The sequence below is a fragment of the Streptomyces sp. BA2 genome (assembly GCF_009769735.1).
Lineage (GTDB): Bacteria > Actinomycetota > Actinomycetes > Streptomycetales > Streptomycetaceae > Streptomyces.
Map to the genome: position 1 here is coordinate 7,287,702 of NZ_WSRO01000002.1, position 22,155 is coordinate 7,309,856.

General features: G+C 69.9%; 1 protein-coding gene (cut by a window edge). It reads left to right on the top strand.

Features of this window, described 5'->3' with window-relative positions:
- Window positions 1-22,155: the 5' portion of a non-ribosomal peptide synthase/polyketide synthase gene (locus tag E5671_RS35465; protein WP_160507934.1), read on the top strand. The gene runs 8,844 nt beyond the window's last position; only the first 22,155 of its 30,999 coding nucleotides appear in the window; the start codon lies at window positions 1-3; the stop codon falls past the right edge of the window.

Here is a 22,155-nt window from a genome sequence, read left to right on the forward strand (position 1 = left end):
ATGAGCATCGGCGACGCGCCGTCCACGAACGACCGGGAAGCGAACGCACTGCGGGAGGAGCTGCTGCGGAGCAGGCTGGCCGGCCGGCGGGGCGGACGCCGGGCCCCGATCCCGCGCGTCCCGCGGGATCGTGAGCTGCCGCTGTCGTTCGGACAGCAGCAGCTGTGGTTCCTGCACCGCATGGACCCCGCGAGCACCGAGTACGCCGTACCGCTCGCGATGCGGCTGCACGGCACCCTCGACGCCGAGGCGCTGCGGGCCGCCCTGACCCGGATCGTCGAGCGGCACGAGATCCTGCGCACCCGCTACACGCTGGCCGGGCGGGAGCCGGTCCAGGTCGTCGACGAACCCGGCGTCGTCGAGCTGCCCGTCGCCGACCTCACGGACGCCAGTGCCGCCGAGGCCCACGCCCGCGCCGAGGCCGACGCCGGCCGCCCCTTCGACCTGGAAGGGGAGTGGCCGGTCCGGGCCCGCCTCTACCGGCTCGGCGACGACGAGCACCTGCTCGTCGTCACCTTCCACCACATCGCTTGCGACGCCTGGTCGATGGGTGTCTTCGCCCAGGAACTCGGCACCTTCTACACCGCGTACAGCACCGGCACGCCCCACACCGCAGACCCGCTGCCCGTGCAGTACGCGGACTACGCGGCCTGGCAGCGCGGCGAGCTCACCGGGGCAACCCTGGAAGGCCATCTCGCGTACTGGCGTGAGCAGTTGGCCGACCTGCCCGTCCTCGAGCTGCCCACCGACCGGCCGCGCCCCGCACGCCGGGACCCGCACGGCGACGCCGTCGCCTTCAGCGTCCCCGCCGACCTCGCCCGGCGCGTCAGTGAGGTGGCCCGCACCCACGGCGTCACGCGCTTCACCGTCCTGCTCACCGCCTACCAGCTCATGCTGGCCCGCCACACCGGCGCCACCGACATCCCGGTCGGCGTGACCGTCTCCGGCCGAAGCCGCCCCGAGCTGCAGCAGCTCATCGGCTACGGCATCAACGTGCTTGTGGCCCGCGCCCGTTGGGCTGGCGACCCCACGTTCGCCGAGCTCCTCGCCGCAGGACGCACCACGGTCCTCGACGCCTTCGACCACCAGGCCGTGCCGTTCGCCACCCTCGTGGACGAACTCCAGCCGGAGCGCGACCTGTCCCGCACCCCGCTCTACCAGGCGGACTTCATCCTGCGCGAGCGGCAGGCCCCCGACCTCGCGCTGCCCGGCCTGACGGTGACGCCCGAGACGGGCCACCGCACCGCCAAGACCGACCTCACCCTCGACGTCGCCGACGCCGCGGACGGCCCGCTCGACGCCCATCTGCTCTTCGCCACCGCCCTGTTCGACCGCTCCACCGCCGACCGCATGGCAGGCCACTACCTCCGCCTCCTGGACGGCCTCACCGCAGCGCCCGATGCCCGGGTCTCCACCGCCGAGATGCTGTCCGACGGCGAACGCGCGGCCCTGGGCGCATGGGCGGCGGGCGAGAGCATCGACCGCGGCGACACCGGCACCGTGGACCTGTTCACCCGGCAGGCCGCGGCCACCCCCGATGCCGTGGCGGTCAGGGCGGGCGACAGCGAGCTGACCTACCGCCAAGTCGAGGAGCGGGCCAATCAGATGGCCCACTACCTGCTGGAGAACGGCGTCGGACCCGACACCCTCGTCGGCGTCTGCCTGGACCGCGACGTCCATCTGGTGCCCGCTCTCCTCGGCATCTGGAAGGCCTCCGCCGCCTACCTCCCCCTCGACCCGAGCGTCCCCAGCGAACGCCTCGGCTACATGCTCACCGACACCCGCGCCGAACTCGTCCTCACCACCGGCGCCCACCTGCCCACCCTGTCCGCCGTCCACCACGGCACCCTCACTGTCCTGGACCAGGACGCCTGGCTCATCGACGAGCAGCCCACCACGCCTCCCGCCACCTCCCCCGACCCGCGCCAACTGGCCTACGTCATCTACACCTCGGGCTCCACCGGCCGCCCCAAGGGCGTGATGATCCACCACCGAGGCCTGGCCAACTACCTCTCCTGGACCGTGGATTCCTACGCCGCCCAGGGCACCGGCGGCGCCCCGCTGTTCTCCTCCATCGCCTTCGACCTCGGCATCCCCGACCTCTTCACCCCCCTCATCACCGGCCAGCCGGTCACCCTGCTGCCCACCGACCTCGACACGGCCGCCCTCGGCAGCACGCTCGCCGCCCACGCCCCCTTCAGCTTCATCAAGCTCACCCCCGGCCACCTCGACCTGCTCACCCACCAGCTCACCCCCGCCCAGGCCAGGGACCTCGCAGGCCTCGTCATCGCCGCAGGGGACAGCTTCACCACCGACCTGGTCGCCCGCTGGCGCGCCCTCGCCGGACCCCAGGGCACCCGGCTCGCCACCGAGTACGGCCCGACGGAGATCACCATCGGCAACTCCGGCCAGCCGATCGACACGCTCCCCGACGGCGAACTGATCCCGCTCGGCGACCCCATCCCCAACTCCGCGATGTACGTCCTCACAGACGACCTCAGGCCCGCCCCCACCGGGGTTGCCGGCGAGGTCTACATCGCCGGCGACGGACTGGCCCGCGGCTACCTCGGCCGCCCCGACCTGACCGCCGAGAAGTTCCTCCCCGACCCGTTCGGCCCGGCAGGCTCCCGCCTCTACCGCACCGGTGACCTGGGCCGCCGCCTGCCCGACGGCTCCCTCGACTTCCTGGGCCGCATCGACAACCAGGTCAAGCTGCGCGGCTACCGCATCGAGCTGGGCGAGATCGAGGCCCGCCTGCGCATGCACCCCACCGTCGCCGAGGCCATCGCCGCCGTACGGCGCACGACGCACGGCGTGGAGCGCCTGGTCGCCTACGTCGTCACGGCCGACGGCGCCGACCCCGACCAGCACTCCCTGCGCGCCCACCTGTCGGCGGCCCTGCCCGACTACATGGTCCCCACGGTCTACATCGCCATCGACGCCGTCCCCCTGACCCGTAACGGCAAGGTCGACCACCGCGCGCTCGCCGCCCTCGACCAGGTCTCCCAGGCCGAGAACCGTGGCACGGCACCGCGCACACCGGCCGAGGAACACCTCGCCCGCGTCTGGGCCGACGTCCTCGGCCTGGACGAACTCGGCGTCGATGACAGCTTCTTCGAACTCGGCGGCGACTCCATCGCGGCAGTACGCCTCGTGGGCGCCCTGCGCGAGGCCGGCCACGACGTCACCGTCCGCGACGTCTTCGAACACCGAACGGTCGCCGACCTCGCCGTACTCCTGGGCGGCCAGGAGACGGAGGGCCGGGGCTCGCTTGCGTCACTTGTGTCACTTGTGTCACTTGCGTCACTTGTGTCACGGGTGGCGCCGTTCGCGCTGATCGACGCGGCGGACCGGGCGCTGCTGCCGGTGGACGTGGTGGACGCCTACCCGCTGTCGCAGATCCAGACCGGCATGCTCGTCGAGATGCTGGCCGCGGGCCCCGACACGAAGGACGTTTACCACAACGTCAACTCCTTCCGCGTCCCCGACGAGCAGCCGTTCTCACCGGAAGCCTTCCGGGCCGCCGTGGACACGGTCGTCGCCCGCCATGACGTCCTGCGCACGTCGATGCACCTGTCCGGCCACTCGCAGCCGCTGCAACTCGTCCATGCCGAGGCGCGCCTCGGCGTCGAGATCCACGACGTACGGACTGCCGGCGCACCGGAGCGGGAACAGGCCGTCGCCACGTACGTACGGGGTGAACGCGACCGCCACTTCGACCTGGCCACCGCCCCGCTGCTGCGGCTCGGCGTACACATCGAGTCCGAAACCGGCTGGTGCCTGACGCTCAGCCACTGCCACGCGGTGACGGAGGGCTGGACCCTCAACACGCTCCTTGTAGAGCTCCTCGACTGCTACCGGCAGTTGCGGGACGGCGGTGAGGCACCGGAGTACGATGCGCCCTCCGTGCGGTACGCGGACTTCGTCGCGGCCGAGCTGGAGTCGGTGGCGAGCGAGGACGACCGGGCCTTCTGGCGAACGGTGACGGAGGCGCACGCGCCGTTGCGGCTGCCGGAGGTGTGGGGTGATCCGGCCGGGAGCGGCGCGCAGCGGGTCGGTCTCCAGGTTCCGTTCGCGGATCTGGAAGGGCGCCTGCGGGAGCTGGCGCGGACGGCCGGGACTTCGCTGAAGAGTGTGCTCCTTGCGGCGCATCTGAAGGTTCTTTCGGCGCTGACGCCTGACGAGGCTTTCCACGCGGGTGTTGTCTTCCACGGCCGTCTGGAGGCTCCGGGTTCGGAGCGGGTGCTGGGCATGCATCTCAACACCCTGCCGTTCCCGTCGACTCGGCCCTCGGGTACTTGGCTGGAGCTGGTGGAGCGGGTCCACGCTCAGGAGACGGACATCTGGGCCCACCGCCGCTACCCGCTTCCCGAGATCCAGCGCGACTGCGGCATCGGCGACCGGCTCGTCTCCGTGCTCTTCGAGCACCAGGACTTCCGCCCGGCCGGTGCGGAGAGGTACGGCAGCGGTGCGTCCTGGGACGTCGGCGGCAACGAGTTCCCGCTGAACGTGGTGGCTGCTGACGGGGCTGTTCAGCTGGGCTCCACGACGGATGTGATCAGCGGGGAGAACCTGCGGCGGCTGGGGTCGATGTACCGGTCGGTGCTTGAGGCGATGGCGGCGGACCCGGAGGGGGATGCCGGGGTGGTGTGTCTGCCTGAGGGGGAGTTCGAGGGGGCCTCGGACTTCACCGAGTGGAACTCGGGGCATGCGCTGGAGTTGTTCGCGGGGCAGGTGGCGGTCCGGGCCGATGAGGCTGCTGTGGTCTGTGGTGAACAGCGGGTCACGTATGGGGAGTTGGAGGAGCGGTCGAGTCGGCTGGCTCGGCATCTGCGGGATGCGGGTGTGGTTCCGGGCGCTGTGGTGGGTCTGTCGCTTGGGCGGACACCGGATGTGCTGGTGAGCATGGTGGCGGTGTGGAAGCTGGGTGCGGCGTATTTGCCGATTGATCCTGCGCTGCCGGCTGAGCGTGCCGCGTATATGGCGGAGGATGCCGGGGCTGTGCTGGTGGTCACGGATGACTACCTTGCCGCGCACAGTGAGGGCATCGATGGGCTGCCTGCTGCCTTTGAGGCGGTCTCTGTGGATCCGGAGCAGGTGGCCTATGTCCTGTACACGTCCGGTTCGACTGGGCGGCCCAAGGGTGTGGTCATCAGCCACCGTGCGCTGCACAACCTGCTGGCCTCTTTGCGGGATCATCTCGGCGTCGATCACACGGGTGTCTGGCTGGCGTCGACGTCGATCTCGTTCGACATCTCCGGGCTTGAGCTGCACCTGCCGCTGATCACCGGCGGGCGGGTCGTTCTGGCCGGTGACACCGAGGTCAAGGACGCCACCGCGCTGCGTGCGCTCGCGGAAGCGCACGGTGTGACCCATATGCAGGCGACGCCCTCGGGCTGGCGGCTGTTGCTGGCGGCCGGGTTCAGTGATCGCTCGGTGGTGGCGTTGACCGGTGGTGAACCCGTCAACGCTGAGCTGGCTCGGGAAATCGGCTCGCGCGTAGGCCGGTTGGTGAATGTGTACGGCCCGACGGAGACCACGATCTGGTCGTCGCTCTGGGACGTGTCGGAATCCGTCGCGCAGGTCTCGATCGGTGGTCCGCTCGCCAACACCCAGTTGTACGTGCTGGATTCGCTGGGACGGTCGGTCCCGTCGGGCGTCGTCGGTGAGTTGTGCATCGCCGGTGACGGTCTGGCGCACGGTTATCACGGCCGTTCGGGGCTGACGGCGGAGAAGTTCGTCCCGAACCCGTATGGGCCGTCTGGTTCGCGGTTGTACCGAACTGGTGACCTGGCCCGCTGCCTCCCGGACGGCACTTTCGAGTGTCTGGGTCGTATCGACAGTCAGGTGAAGGTGCGCGGCTATCGCATCGAGCTCGGTGAGATCGAGTCGCGCCTGCGTGAGCACCCTGCCGTGGCGGATGCCGTGGTCGTGGCGCGTGCGGATGAGGCCGGGGACAAGAGCCTGGTGGCGTACGTCGTGGGTGACGTGGACGCGGCCTTGCTGCGGGAGCACCTGGGCGAGGCGCTGCCGGAGTACATGGTTCCGGCGGCGTACGTGACCCTCGACGCGATCCCGCTGACCAACAGCGGCAAGGTCGACCATCGTGCCCTGCCCGTCCCTGACCAGGGCGCGTACACCGGAACCCGTGGAACTGCCCCGCGCACACCCTCGGAGGAGCGGCTCGCCGCGATCTGGGCGACCGTCCTGGAAGAGGACGAGGTGGGGGTGGAGGACAGCTTCTTCGACCTCGGCGGCGACTCCATCCGGGCCGTCCGTCTGGTCGGCGCCCTGCGCGCCGCCGGTTACGACGTCGACGTCCGCGCGGTCTTCGAGCACCGCACCATCGCCGCGTTGGCCACCCATGTGACAGGGGACAGCTCTGTCTCGCAGGCCGGCACGGTGTCCCCCTTCGCGTTCATCGGCGAGGAGGACCGTGCCCTGCTGCCTGCGGACGTCGTGGACGCGTATCCGCTGTCGCAGATCCAGACCGGCATGCTCGTCGAGATGCTGGCGGCGCAGGAGCAGGGCAGGTCGGCGTACCAGAACATCAACTCCTTCCGGATCCCCGACGTTCAGCCGTTCTGCGCGGAGGCGTTCCGCGCCGCCGTCGACCACATCACGCAGCGGCACGAGATGCTGCGTACGTCGATCGACTTCGTGCGCTACGCGCAGCCGCTCCAGGTGGTGCACTCCGGCGCGCAGATCGAGCTGGTCGTGGCGGACATGCGGGGACAGGGCCCCGAGGAGCGGCAGCGGGAGCTGGAGGCGTTCGTCGCCGCCCAGGAGGCTGCCGCGTTCGAACTGCCGGCCGCACCGCTGATCCGTATGGCCGTGCATGTCGAGTCGGACGAGGCCTGGCGGATCACGTTCACGTACGTCCACGCCATCGCGGACGGCTGGAGCTACCACAGCCTCGTGATGGAGCTCCTTGCCTGCTACCGGCAGCTGCGGGACGGCGGTGAGGCCCCGGCGCACGAGGTTCCGGCCGTCCGGTACGCGGACTTCGTCGCCGCCGAACTCGCCTCGCTGGACGGCGATGAGGACCGCGCCTTCTGGCAGGACCTGGTCGAACGCCACGCTCCCTTGTCGTTGCCGGAGGCTTGGCGCACGGCGACGGATGGGACGAGTGAGCCCCTGCGGCTGCGGGTCGACTTCCAGGACCTGGAGCAGGGCCTGCGTGGGCTGGCCACGCGGGCGCGGACCTCGCTGAAGAGTGTGCTGCTTGCGGCGCATCTGAAGGTCCTTTCGGCGCTGACGCCGGACGAGGCCTTCCACACGGGTGTCGTGTACCACGGCCGTCTGGAGGCGTCGGGCTCGGAGCGGGTGCTGGGCATGCACCTGAACACCCTGCCGTTCCCCTCGACTCGGCCCTCGGGTACTTGGCTGGAGCTGGTGGAGCGGGTCCACGGTCAGGAGACGGAGATCTGGGCCCACCGCCGCTACCCGTTGCCCGCGATCCAGCGTGACACCGGCGACGGCCGCAGGCTGATCCCGGTGATGTTCGACTTCCAGAACTTCCACCAGGTCGACACCGACTCGGTCGACGTCGCCTCCGGACTCGGCGCGGGCTTCAACGAGTTCGCGCTCAGCGTCGTGGCCACGGGCGGCGGGCTCGTCGTCAAGACGCACACCGGCGCCCTCGGCCGCGCGGGCGCCGAGCGGCTGGCTTCGATGTACCGGCTCGTCCTGGAGGCCATGGCCGCCGATCCCGACGGCGACGCCACCACCGCCTACCTACCCGAAGTGGAGCACCCCCCTGTGTCCCGGCGCACCGAAGCCACCAGCACCAGCACCGTGCTGACCCTTGAGACGTTCGTCGATCAGGCGTCGGCGACTCCCGATGCCGTGGCGGTCGTGTGTCACGAACAGCGGGTCAGCTACCGGGAGTTGGATGAGCGGTCGAGTCGGCTGGCTCAGTATCTGCGGGGTGTGGGTGTCGTGCCCGGCGGTGTGGTGGGGCTTGCCCTGCATCGGACGCCGGATGTGTTGGTGGGCATGCTGGCGGTGTGGAAGGTGGGGGCGGCGTATCTGCCGATCGATCCTGCGCTGCCGACTGAGCGTGCCGCGTACATGGCCGAGGATGCCGGGGCTGTGCTGGTGGTCACGGATGACTACCTTGCCGCGCATCGTGCGGAGATCGATGCTCTGCCCTCATCGTTCGAGTCCGTTGCCGCGGACCCGGAGCAGGTGGCTTACGTCCTGTACACGTCCGGTTCGACCGGGCGGCCCAAGGGCGTCGTCATCAGCCACCGCGCCCTGTTCAACCTCCTGGCCTCCGTGCGGGACGACATTGGCACCGGGCGTCGCGGAGCGTGGCTGGCGTCGACGTCGATCTCGTTCGACATCTCGGGTCTTGAGCTGCACCTGCCGCTGATCACCGGCGGCCGGGTCGTCCTGGCCGACGACACCGAGGTCAAGGACGCCACCGCGCTGATCGCGCTGATGGACCGGCACCGGGTCACGCACGTACAGGCCACCCCGTCGGGCTGGCGGCTGCTGCTGGCGGCCGGATTCGACAACTACGCCGTGACCGCCCTGACCGGCGGAGAGCCGATCACGGCCGGTCTTGCGCGCGAGCTGATCACGCGGGTGCAGCGGCTGGTGAATGTGTACGGGCCGACGGAGACGACGATCTGGTCGTCGTTCTGGGATGTTCCCGATGTCCTGGACGGTGTCTCGATCGGCGGTCCGCTCGCCAACACCCAGTTGTACGTGCTGGATTCGCAGGGCAGGCCGGTACCGGACGGGATCACGGGCGAGCTGTGCATCGCCGGTGACGGTCTGGCGCACGGCTATCACGGCCGTTCGGGGCTGACGGCGGAGAAGTTCGCCCCGAACCCGTATGGGCCGTCTGGTTCGCGGTTGTACCGCACGGGTGACCTGGCCCGTCGTCTGGCCGACGGCACCTACGAGTGTCTGGGTCGCATCGACAGTCAGGTGAAGGTGCGCGGCTATCGCATCGAGCTCGGTGAGATCGAGTCGCGCCTGCGCGAGCACCCCGCTGTGACGGATGCCGTGGTCGTGGCGCGTGCGGACGATGCCGGCGACAAGAGCCTGGTGGCATACGTCGTCGGCACGGCGGAAGCCGCCCCGCTGCGGGAGCACCTGGGCGAGGCACTGCCGGAGTACATGGTCCCGGCGGCCTACGTGACCCTCGACGCGATCCCGCTCACCAACAGCGGCAAGATCGACCACCGCGCCCTGCCCGCCGCCGACCAGGACGCCTTCTCCAGCGGCCGGCACATCGCTCCGCGCACCACGGACGAGGAGCGGCTCGCTGCCGTCTGGCGCAAGATACTCGGGCTTGACCGCGTCGGCGTCGAGGACAGCTTCTTCGACCTCGGCGGTGACTCCATCCGGGCCATCCGCCTCGTCGGCGCGCTGCGCGCCGACGGCTACGACATCGGCGTACAGGACGTGTTCGAACACCGGACCGTTGCCGAACTCGCCCTCGTGATGGCGGGACAGAACACGGGCGCCTCGCTGACGGAGGCAGTCGCACCCTTCGCGCTCATCGACGACGAGGATCGTGCCGCCCTGCCGGCGGACGTGGTGGACGCGTATCCGCTGTCGCAGATCCAGACCGGCATGCTCGTCGAGATGCTGGCCCGTCCGGACAGCGGCCTGTACTACAACATCAACTCGTTCCGGATCCCCGACGAGCGTCCGTACGCGGCGGACACACTGCGCGAGGCCGTGCGCTCGGTCGTCCAGAGGCACGACGTCCTGCGCACCTCCATCGCCATGACCGGCTACTCGCAGCCCCTGCAGCTTGTGCACGCCACCGCCGACGTACCGGTCACCGCCCACGACTGGCGCGGCATGGACGCGACGGAACAGGAGCGGCTCGGCCGGGAGTTCGTGGCCCGCGAACGATCCGAGCCGTTCGACCTGACCGCCGCCCCTCTGCTGCGGTTCGCCGTGCAGGTGGAGTCCGACACCGCCTGGCGGCTGACGCTCAGCCACTGCCACGCAGTCACCGACGGCTGGACCGTGAACTCCCTCCTTGCGGAGGTGCTCGACACCTACCGACGCATCCAGAACGGCGACGGCGCCGCGGAACCCGCCCCGCTCGCCGTGCGCTACGCCGACTTCATCGCCGCCGAGCTCACGACCCTGGCGTCTGCCGAGACCCGCGCGTTCTGGTCCGACGTCGTCGGCCATGCCGCACCGACGGCTCTGCCCGCGAATTGGGCGGATGAGTACGGCAGTTCGACCGACCGGCACTGGACGCGCGTGCCCTTCGCGGACCTGGAGCCGGGCCTGCGCGGCCTGGCGGAACGAGCCGGTGCCTCGCTGAAGAGTGTGTTGCTGGCGGCGCATCTGAAGGTCCTTTCGATGGTGACGGGGGAGGACGCCTTCCACACGGGTGTCGTGTATCACGGCCGTCTTGAGGCTCCGGATGCCGAGCGCGTCTTGGGCATGCACCTCAACACGCTGCCGTTCCCGTCGACTCGGCCGTCTTCGGGCACCTGGCTGGCTTTCATCGAGCGGGTGTTCGCGCAGGAGGCGGGCATCTGGGCCCACCGCCGCTACCCGCTCCCCGTCATCCAGCGTGACTCGGGCGCCGCCGACCGTCTGCTCACCATCCTTTTCGACTACCAGGACTTCCACCAGGTCGACAGCGCGGCGGTCGACGTCGAGGCCAACCTCGGCGACGGCGTCAACGAGTTCGCCCTGAGTGCGATCGCGTCCGGTGGTCACTTCAACCTCGGTACCACCACGGACGTCGTCAGCCGCGAGAACGTACGGCGCCTTGCCTCGATGTATCGGCGGGTTCTGGAGGCGATGGCTGCTGATCCGCTGGGTGAGGCGGGTGCGGTGCATCTGCCGGAGGGCGAGGAGGAGCGTCTGCTGGGTGAGTGGGGTGCCGGTGGGGCGGTCGAGGTGCCGGTCGATCGGCGGGTGCACGAGGTCTTCGCCGCCCAGGCCGCCCGTACGCCCGACCACACCGCCGTCACCTGCGGCGACCAACGTCTGACGTACGCCGAACTGGACGCGCGCGCCAATCAGATCGCCCACCACCTGGTCGGCCTTGGAGCCGGTCCCGACACTCTGGTCGGGCTTTCGCTGGAGCGGGGGATTGATCTGATCCCGTCTTTGTTGGGTGTGTTGAAGTCGGGTGCGGCCTATCTGCCGTTGGATCCGGCTAATCCGGATGAGCGGTTGGCGACGATCCTGGAGGATGCGGCCGCGCCGATCCTGGTGACGCAGAGCAGCCTGGTCGACCGGTTGTCTTCCTTCACCGGGCGTCTGGTGGTGATCGACGATGACGACGACAGGGCTGTGATCGACGCGTGTCTGCCTGTGGCGCCGGTCACCGTGGGTGTGCCGGACGATCTGATCTACGTGATCTATACGTCGGGTTCGACGGGCAAGCCGAAGGGCGTCGGGCTCAGCCACGCCAATGTGCTGCGGTTGTTCAGCAGCAGTGAGCAGCACTTCGGGTTCGGCGCCGATGACGTGTGGCCGTTGTTCCACTCGTACGCGTTCGATGTGTCGGTGTGGGAGATGTGGGGTGCGCTCCTGCACGGTGGGACGCTGCTGGTGGTGCCGGCGCAGGTGACGCGGTCGCCGGATGAGTTCCTGGACCTGCTCGTCCAGGAGCGGGCGACGATTCTGTGTCAGACGCCTACGGCGTTTCGGTCGCTGACGGCGCTTGCGGGGGAGGGCGATCCGCGGATCGGTCAACTCGCTCTGCGTGCGGTGGTGTTCGCGGGGGAGCGGCTGGATCTGAGCGAGCTGCGTCCCTGGACCGACCGTGTCGGTGTCGAGCGTCCGGCGCTGGTGAACATGTACGGGATCACTGAGACGACGGTCCACTCGACCTATCACCGCATCACCGGCGAGGACCTGGCCCACCTGGCGCTCAGCCCGGTCGGGTATCCGCTCGCCGATACCGTCATTCATCTCTTCGACGCGCAGGGCCGGTTGGTGCCCATCGGAGTTCCGGGGGAGATCTATGTCTCCGGTCCGGCGGTGTCACGCGGGTACCTCGGGCGGCCGCAGCTGACCGCCGAGCGGTTCGTGCCGGACCCGTTCGGTCCGGCTGGTTCGCGGTTGTACCGCAGTGGTGACCTGGCGCTGCGGCGCGCGGACGGGAGTCTGGAGTCTCTCGGTCGTATCGACAAGCAGGTCAAGATCCGTGGTTATCGGATCGAGCTCGGTGAGATCGAAAACCGGCTGCGTGAGCACCCGGCGATCAAGGACGCCGTGGTCGTGGCGCGCGAGAGCCAGACCGGAGAGAAGTCCCTGGTCGCCTACCTCGTGGGCATGACGGTCGGGTCGACAGAAGTGGGTGAACTGCGCGAGCACTTGAGCGTTGCGCTGCCGGACTACATGGTCCCGGCGGCCTTCGTGGCCATCGACGCGATCCCGCTTACCACCAACGGCAAGCTCGACCACCGTGCCTTGCCCGCCCCCGACCAGGCCGCCTACACCGGTGGCCGGCACGTCGCTCCCCGTACGCCTGCCGAGGAGCGGTTGGCGGCGGTGTGGGGCGAGGTCCTCGATGTGGCCGAGGTCGGCGTCGAGGACAGTTTCTTCGAGGTCGGCGGTGACTCGATCAGCGTGGTGCGCCTGGTGGGGGCGTTGCGGGCCGCCGGGTACGACATCGACGTACGGGAGATCTTCGAGCACCGCACGATCGCCGCGCTGGCTGTTCTCGTCGAGGGCCGGTCGACCGCCGAAGTGACGGAGGCGGTTGCCCCCTTCGCGCTCATCGGTGACGAGGACCGTGCCGCTCTGCCCGGGGACGTGGTGGATGCCTATCCGCTGTCGCAGATCCAGACCGGCATGGTCGTGGAGATGCTGGCCGCGCGGAGCGAGGACCGGGATGTCTACCACAACATCAACTCGTTCCGGATCCCGGACGAGCAGCCGCTGGACGCGGAGGCATTGCAGCGCGCGGTGGACACCGTCGTCGCCCGACACGACGTCCTGCGCACCTCGGTGCACCTGGACGGCTACTCCCAGCCGCTACAAGTGGTGCATTCGCAGGGCGACTTGACCGTCGAGATCGAGGATCTGCGTGGGCGGGACGTCGCTGCGGCGGGTGAGGAGTACGCGGCGCGCGAGCGGGCCCGTGGCTTTGAGCCGACCACTGCTCCGCTGATGCGGATCTGCGCGCACATCGAGTCGGATGACGCCTGGCGTCTGACGGTCAGCCACTGCCACGCGGTGACCGAGGGCTGGACGCTCAACACGTTCCTCATGGAACTCCTCGACGCCTACCGGTACTTGAAGGACGGCGACGAGCCGCCCGCCTACGAGGCTCCGTCCGTCCGCTACGCCGACTACATCGCGGCCGAACTCACCTCCCTGGCGAGCGACGACGACCGCGCCTTCTGGCAGAACGTCGTCGGCACCCACACCGCACTGCGCCTCCCCGCCACCTGGGCCGACACCAACGGCGACACCAGTGACCGCTACTGGGTCCAGGCCCCCTTCGGTGATCTCGAAGAAGGCCTCAAGGGCCTGGCGGAACGAGCCGGCGCCTCGCTGAAGAGTGTGTTGCTGGCGGCGCATCTGAAGGTCCTTTCGATGGTGACGGGGGAGGACGCCTTCCACACGGGTGTCGTGTATCACGGTCGTCTGGAGGCTCCGGATGCCGAGCGCGTCTTGGGTATGCACCTCAACACGCTGCCGTTCCCGGCGACTCGGCCGTCTTCCGGTACGTGGCTGGCTCTCGTCGAGGAGGTGTTCGCGCAGGAGGCAGGCATCTGGGCCCACCGCCGTTACCCGCTTCCCGCCATCCAGCGGGACTCGGGCGAGCCCCAGCGCCTGGTGACGACGCTGTTCGACCACCAGAACTTCCACCAGGTCGACACCGACGTCGTCGACACGGCGTCGAACCAGGACGCGGGCGGCAACGAGTTCGCGCTGAGCGCGATCGCGGCCGGCGGCAACATCAACCTCGGCTCAACAACGCGAGTTGTGAGCCGCGAGAACATGGGGCGCCTTGCCTCGATGTACCGGCGGGTTCTGGTGGCCATGGCCGCTGATCCGCTGGGTGACGCGGGTTCGGTGTATCTGCCGGAGGGCGAGGAGGAGCGTCTGCTGGGCGAGTGGGGTGCCGGTGCGGCGGTCGAGGTGCCGGTCGATCGGAGGGTGCACGAGGTCTTCGCCGCCCAGGCCGCCCGTACGCCCGACCGCACCGCCGTCACCTGCGGCGACCAACGTCTGACGTACGCCGAACTGGACGCGCGCGCCAATCAGATCGCCCACCACTTGGTCGGCCTCGGCGCCGGTCCCGACACTCTGGTCGGGCTTTCGCTGGAGCGGGGGATCGATCTGTTCCCGTCTCTGTTGGGTGTGTTGAAGTCGGGCGCGGCCTATCTGCCGTTGGATCCTGCGAATCCGGATGAGCGGTTGGCGACGATCCTGGAGGATGCGGCCGCGCCGATCCTGGTGACGCAGAGCAGCCTGGTTGACCGGTTGTCTTCCTTCACCGGGCGTCTGGTTGTGATCGACGATGTCGATGACAGGGCTCTGATCGACGCGTGTCTGCCTGTGGCGCCGGTCACCGAGGGTGTGCCGGACGATCTGATCTACGTGATCTATACGTCGGGTTCTACGGGCAAGCCGAAGGGTGTCGGGCTCAGTCACGCCAATGTGCTGCGGTTGTTCAGCAGCAGTGAGCAGCACTTCGGGTTCGGCGCCGATGATGTGTGGCCGCTGTTCCACTCGTATGCGTTTGATGTGTCGGTGTGGGAGATGTGGGGTGCGCTCCTGCACGGTGGGACGCTGCTGGTGGTGCCGGCGCAGGTGACGCGGTCGCCGGATGAGTTCCTGGACCTGCTCGTCCAGGAGCGGGCGACGATTCTGTGTCAGACGCCTACGGCGTTTCGGTCGCTGACGGCGCTTGCGGGGGAGGGCGATCCGCGGATCGGTCAACTCGCTCTGCGTGCCGTGGTGTTCGCCGGAGAGCGGCTGGATCTGAGTGAGCTGCGGCCCTGGACCGACCGTGTCGGTGTCGAACGTCCGGCGCTGGTGAACATGTACGGAATCACCGAGACCACCGTGCACTCCACCTACCACCGCATCACCGGCGAGGACCTGGCTCATCCGGCGCTCAGCCCGGTCGGGTATCCGCTCGCCGATACCGTCATTCATCTCTTCGACGCGCAGGGCCGGTTGGTGCCCATCGGAGTTCCGGGGGAGATCTATGTCTCCGGTCCGGCGGTGTCACGCGGGTACCTCGGGCGGCCGCAGCTGACCGCCGAGCGGTTCGTGCCGGACCCGTTCGGTCCGGCTGGTTCGCGGTTGTACCGCAGTGGTGACCTGGCGCTGCGGCGCGCGGACGGGAGTCTGGAGTCTCTCGGTCGTATCGACAAGCAGGTCAAGATCCGTGGTTATCGGATCGAGCTCGGTGAGATCGAAAACCGGCTGCGTGAGCACCCGGCGATCAAGGACGCCGTGGTCGTGGCCCGTGAGAGCCAGGCCGGAGAGAAGTCCCTGGTGGCGTACGCCGTCGGCGGAGCGGACGCGGCATCGCTGCGGGAACACCTCGCGCCGGTCCTGCCGGACTACATGGTCCCGGCGGCCTTCGTGGCCATCGACGCGATCCCGCTTACCACCAACGGCAAGCTCGACCACCGTGCCCTGCCCGCCCCCGACCAGACCGCCTACACAGGCGGCCGGCACATCGCTCCCCGTACGCCTGCCGAGGAGCGTCTTGCGGCGGTGTGGGGCGAGATCCTCGATGTGGCCGAAGTGGGCGTCGAGGACAGCTTCTTCGAGGTCGGCGGTGACTCCATCCGGGCCGTCCGTCTGGTGGGCGCGTTGCGGGCCGCCGGGTACGACATCGACGTACGGGAGATCTTCGAGCACCGCACGATCGCCGCGCTCGCCGCCCGACTGTCCGGGCAGGGCGGGGGTGCCTCACTGATCCGTGCCGTGGCGCCGTTCGCGCTCGTGTCAGCGGAGGACCGTGCCGCTCTGCCCGGGGACGTGGTGGATGCCTATCCGCTGTCGCAGATCCAGACCGGCATGCTGGTGGAGCTGCTACGGGCCGGTGAGCTGCACACGTACCACAACCTGACGTCCTTCCGGATCCCGGACGAGCACGCGTTCTCGGCGGAGGCCTTCCGGGCGGCCGTGGACACCGTCGTCGCGCGCCACGACATCCTGCGTACGTCGATGCATCTGTCCGGCTACTCACAGCCGTTGCAGCTCGTCCACGCCTCGGCCGTCCTGCCCGTGACCGTGCACGACTGGCGGGGGCTCGACGCCGCCGAACAGCAGCGGCTCGGCCGGGCGTACGCGGACGGGGACCGTGCCGCCGGCTTCGACCTGGACTCCGCGCCGCTGCTGCGGATCGGCGTCCAGCTGGAGTCCGACAGTGCCTGGCGGCTGACGCTGAGCCACTGCCACGCGGCGACCGAGGGCTGGAGCTATCACTCCCTCCTCATGGAGATCCTCGACTGCTACCGCGAGCTGCGCGAGGGGCGTGAGCCGGCCGCGTTCGTGGCGCCCGCCGTGCGGTACGCCGACTTCGTCGCGGCCGAACTCGACTCCCTGGCGAGCGACGAGGACCGCGCCTTCTGGCAGGACGTGGTGCGCGGGCACGCTCCGCTGGCGCTGCCCGACACCTGGGCCGACGAGGACGGCGACGCCGGTGACCACCACCGTGTGTACGTTCCTTTCGCCGACCTGGAAGAGGGCCTGGGGCGCCTGGCGGCCCGTGCGCGTACGTCGCTGAAGAGTGTGCTCCTTGCGGCGCATCTGAAGGTGCTTTCTACGGTGACGACGGAGGACGCCTTCCATACCGGTGTCGTGTACCACGGTCGTCTTGAGGCTCCGGATGCGGAGCGGGTGTTGGGCATGCACCTCAACACGCTGCCGTTCCCGGCGACTCGGCCCTCCGGCAGCTGGCTTGAGCTGGTGGAGGGGGTGTACGCCCAGGAGACGGACATCTGGGCCCACCGCCGCTACCCCCTGCCCGCCATCCAGCGGGACTTGGGCGAGGCTCAGCGGCTGATCTCCGTGCTCTTCGAGCACCAGAACTTCCATCAGGTCGACCGCGACGCCGTGGACATGGACGCCGGACTCAACTCGTCGCCGAACGAGTTCGCGCTGAGCGTGGTCTCCGGCAACGGCCGGTTCAACCTCGGCACCTCCACCGACGTACTCGGCCGGGACGCACTGCGCAGGATCGGCGATCTGTACCGGCGGGTCCTGGAGGCCATGGCCGCCGACCCGGACGGGGATGCCACGGTGGTGCCCCTCGCTCAGGACGATCTCGACCGGCTCCTGGTCGACTGGAACACCACGAACACCACGGACATTACGGCCGAGCAGTGCGTGCACCAGGCGTTCGCCGCCCAGGCCGCCCGTACGCCCGACCACACCGCCGTGACGTGCGGCGACCGCCGTCTGACGTACGCCGAACTGGACGCGCGCGCCAACGGGATCGCGCACCGGCTGCGCGACTTCGGCGCAGGACCGGACACCGTCGTCGCCGTCCTCCTGGACCGCGACCTCGACCTGATGCCGACCCTGCTCGGCGTCCTGAAGTCGGGTGCCGCCTATGTGCCGCTGGACCCGCACAACCCCGACGACCGCCTCGTCCACATCCTGACCGACGCGCGGGCCGGCGTCCTGGTCAGCGCGAGCGGACTCGCGGAACGGGTGACGGATGACTTCGAGGGCGAGCTGCTCCTCGTCGACATGGAGGACGCGAGCGCCTGGCCGGCCACCGCGCCCGAGGGGCTGAACAGCCCCGACGACCTGGCCTACGTGATCTACACCTCCGGATCCACCGGCACGCCCAAGGGCGTCGGTGTCAGCCACGCCAACGTGCTGCGGCTGTTCCGCGCGACCCGTGAGCAGTTCGCGTTCGGTGACACCGACGTCGTGACACAGGCCCACTCGTACGCGTTCGACGTGTCCGTCTGGGAGATGTGGAGCGCCCTGCTGCACGGCGGTCGCCTGGTGGTCGTGCCGCCGGACGTCGTCCGCTCGCCGGAGGAGTTCCTCGACCTGCTCGTCGCGGAACAGGTCACCGTGCTGTTGCAGACCCCGACGGCGTTCCGCGCCCTCAGCGCGCCCGCCGGCGACGGCGACCCCCGCTTCGACCGGCTCGCCCTGCGCCTGGTCGGCTTCGGCGGCGAGAAGCTGGAGACGGCCGAACTGCGGCCGTGGGTGGACCGGATGGGCCTCGACGAGCCGGTCCTGGTCAACCTCTACGGGCCGACCGAGACCACGATGCACGCCTGCTACCACCTCATCGGTGCCGACGACCTCGCCCACCCCCGCCGCAGCGACATCGGCCACCCCCTGGCCGACCTGAGCGCCCACCTCCTCGACCCGCACGGACACCTCGTGCCGGTCGGCGTGCCCGGCGAGCTGTACGTGGGCGGCCCGGCCGTCGCCCGCGGCTACCTCGGCCGGCCCGCGCTGACCGCGGAACGCTTCGTGCCCGACCCGTTCGGGCCCACGGGCGCGCGGCTCTACCGCACCGGCGACCTGGCCCGCCGACTGCCCGACGGGTCCCTGGACTTCCTCGGCCGCATCGACGACCAGGTCAAGGTGCGCGGCTATCGGATCGAGCTCGGTGAGGTCGAGAGCCGGCTGCGCGAGCACCCGGCGGTGCGCGACGCCGTCGTGACCCTCACCGAGCCCAACCCCGGACACAAGGTCCTCACCGGCTACCTCGTCCCGGCAGGACCCGCGCCGACCGCCGCGGAACTCCGCGACCGCCTGGCGTCCGTCCTGCCGGAGTACATGGTCCCGGCGGCCTTCGTCCCCATCGACACCGTCCCCCTGACCACCAACGGCAAGCTCGACCACCGCGCCCTGCCCCTGCCCGACAGCGACGCCTTCGCCACCGCCCACCGTCTCGCGCCCCGGACCCCGGTCGAGGAGCGCCTGGCCGCGGTGTGGGGCGAGATCCTGAACGTGGCCGAGGTGGGCGTCGAGGACAGCTTCTTCGAGGTCGGCGGTGACTCCATCAGGGCCGTCCGCCTGGTGGGCGCGTTGCGGGCCGCCGGGTACGACATCGACGTACGGGAGATCTTCGAGCACCGCACGATCGCCGCGCTCGCCGTCGTGGCCGAGGGGCGGTCGGCCGCCGAAGTGACGGCGGCGGTCGAGCCGTTCGCGCTGATCAGCGCGGAGGACCGGCTTGCCCTGCCGGTGGACGTCGTGGACGCGTATCCGCTGTCGCAGATCCAGACCGGCATGGTCGTGGAGATGCTGGCCGCGCGGAGCGAGGGCCGGGATGTCTACCACAACATCAACTCGTTCCGGATCCCGGACGAGCGGCCGTTGGACGCCGATGCCCTCCAGCAGGCCGTGGACGTGGTCGTATCCCGTCACGGCATCCTGCGCACGTCCGTGCACCTCGACGGCTTCTCGCAGCCGTTGCAGGTGGTGCACGCGCGGGTGGAGCCGACGGTGGAGGTCGTCGACCTGCGCGGTTGGGACGCGGCCGCCGCCGGTGAGGAGTACGCGGCGCGCGAGCGGGCCCGCGGCTTCGACCTGACCACTGCTCCGCTGATGCGGTTCTGCGCGCACATCGAGTCGGAGGATGCCTGGCGTCTGACGGTCAGCCACTGCCACGCGGTGACCGAGGGCTGGACGCTCAACACGTTCCTCATGGAACTCCTCGACGTCTACGGGCAGTTGACGGGTGGCGGCGGCGAGGTCACGCAGTATGTGGCTCCGTCCGTCCGGTACGCCGACTACATCGCGGCCGAACTCGCCTCCCTGGCGAGCGTCGACGACCGCGCGTTCTGGCAGAACGTGGTCGGCGACCACACCGCGCTGCGTCTCCCGGCCGCCTGGGCCGACGACGACGGCACCCCGGAGGACTTCCACTGGGCGCAGGCACCGTACGCCGATCTGGAGGACGGACTCCGTCAGCTTGCGGCACGTGCGCGTACGTCGCTGAAGAGTGTGCTCCTTGCGGCGCATCTGAAGGTGCTTTCTACGGTGACGACGGAGGACGCCTTCCATACCGGTGTCGTGTACCACGGTCGTCTTGAGGCTCCGGATGCCGAGCGGGTGTTGGGCATGCACCTCAACACGCTGCCGTTCCCGGCGACTCGGCCCTCCGGCAGCTGGCTTGAGCTGGTGGAGGGGGTCTACGCCCAGGAGACGGACATCTGGGCCCACCGCCGCTACCCCCTGCCCGCCATCCAGCGGGACTCCGGCGACAGCCAGCGGCTGATCACCACACTCTTTGACCACCAGAACTTCCACCAGGTCGACCGCGACACCGTCGACGTCGAGGGCGGGCTCGGCGACGGCACGAACGAGTTCGAGCTCAGCGTGGTGGCGTCCGGCGGGCGGATCACTCTCGGTGCGGGCACCCATGTGTTCGGCCGGGACGCCCTGCGGCGCCTCGCGGACCAGTACCGGCGGGTCCTGGAGGCCATGGCCGCCGACCCGCACGGGGACGCAGGCGACCCCTGTCTGCCGGAGGACGAGCTGACCCGGCTGCTCGTCGACTGGAACACCACCGTCGAGCAGCCGGTCCACCACCGCGTGCCGGACGTCTTCGCCACGCATGTCGCCACCGCCCCCGACGCGGTCGCCGTCACCTGCGGGGACCGGCACCTGACGTACGCCGAACTGGACAAGCGGGCCAACCGGCTCGCCCACCACCTGATCGGCCTCGGCGCCGGGCCCGGCACTGTCGTCGGCGTCTCGCTCGAACGGGACATCGACCTTGTGCCGACCCTGCTCGGCGTGCTCAAGTCGGGGGCCGCGTACCTGCCGCTCGACCCGACGAACCCCGTCGACCGCCTCGCGTACGTCCTCGACGACGCGGGGGCGCCCCTGCTGGTCACCAGGACCGTGCACGTCGCCACCTTCGACGGGATCCACGAGGGCCCCGTGGTGCTCCTGGACGGCGAGACGGACCGGGCCGCCCTCGCGGCCCGCCCGGACACCGCGCCCGCAGTCGCCGGTACGCCGGACGACCTGATGTACGTCATCTACACGTCCGGTTCGACGGGCAGGCCGAAGGGCGTCGGCCTCAGCCACGCCAACGTCCTGCGCATGTTCACGGCCATCACCGAGGAGATGGCCTTCAGCAGGGACGACGTGTGCACGCAGGCACACTCGTACGCCTTCGACTTCTCCGTGTGGGAGATGTGGGGCGCGCTCCTGCACGGCGGCCGTGTGGTGATCGTGCCGACCGAGGTCGGCCGGTCGCCGGAGGAGTTCCTCGACCTGCTCGTGGAGCAGCGGGTGACCGTCGTGTGCAGGATCCCGTCGGCGTTCCGCCAGCTCGCCGCGCTTGCCGCCGAGGGCGACGAGCGCATCGACCGGCTCGCGCTGCGGGCCGTGGTCTTCGGCGGTGAACGCCTCGACACGGCCGAACTCCAGCCGTGGGTCGACCGGGTGGGCCTCGACAAGCCGATGCTCGTCAACCTGTACGGCCCGACCGAGATCACCGTCCACTGCACCTTCCACCGCGTGGACGCCGACGACTTCCGCCGTCCCGCGCGCAGCGTCCTCGGCCGGCACCTGACCGACCTGCGCATCCACCTCCTCGACGGCCATGGACGGCTCGTCCCGGTCGGCGTCCCCGGCGAGATCCACGTCGGCGGCCCCGGCCTGGCCCGCGGCTACCTCGGCCGGCCCGCGCTGACCGCGGAACGCTTCGTGCCCGACCCGTTCGGGCCCGCGGGTGCGCGGCTCTACCGCACCGGCGACCTGGCCTGCCGACTGCCCAACGGACGACTGGAGTTCCTCGGCCGCATCGACGACCAGGTGAAGGTACGCGGCTACCGCATCGAGCTCGGCGAGATCGAGACCGCGCTGCGCGAGCACCCGGCCGTCGCCGACACGGTGGTCGTCGCCCGCGAGGACCGGACGGGGGAGAAGTCCCTCGCGGCGTACGTCGTCCCGGCAGGACCGGGAGACGAAGCCGAATCCGGCCTCCTTCGGGAGCACCTGGCCGCCACCCTGCCCGACTACATGATCCCGGCCGCGTTCGTCACGCTGGCCGCCGTGCCGCTGATGGCCAACGGCAAGATCGACCACCGGGCGCTGCCCGCGCCGGACCGCGACGCCTTCGACACCGGCAAGTACGTCGCCCCGCGCACCCCCGTCGAGGAACGTCTCGCCTCCGTCTGGGGCGAGGTCCTCGGCCTTGACCGGGTCAGTGTGGAGGACGGCTTCTTCGACCTGGGCGGCGAC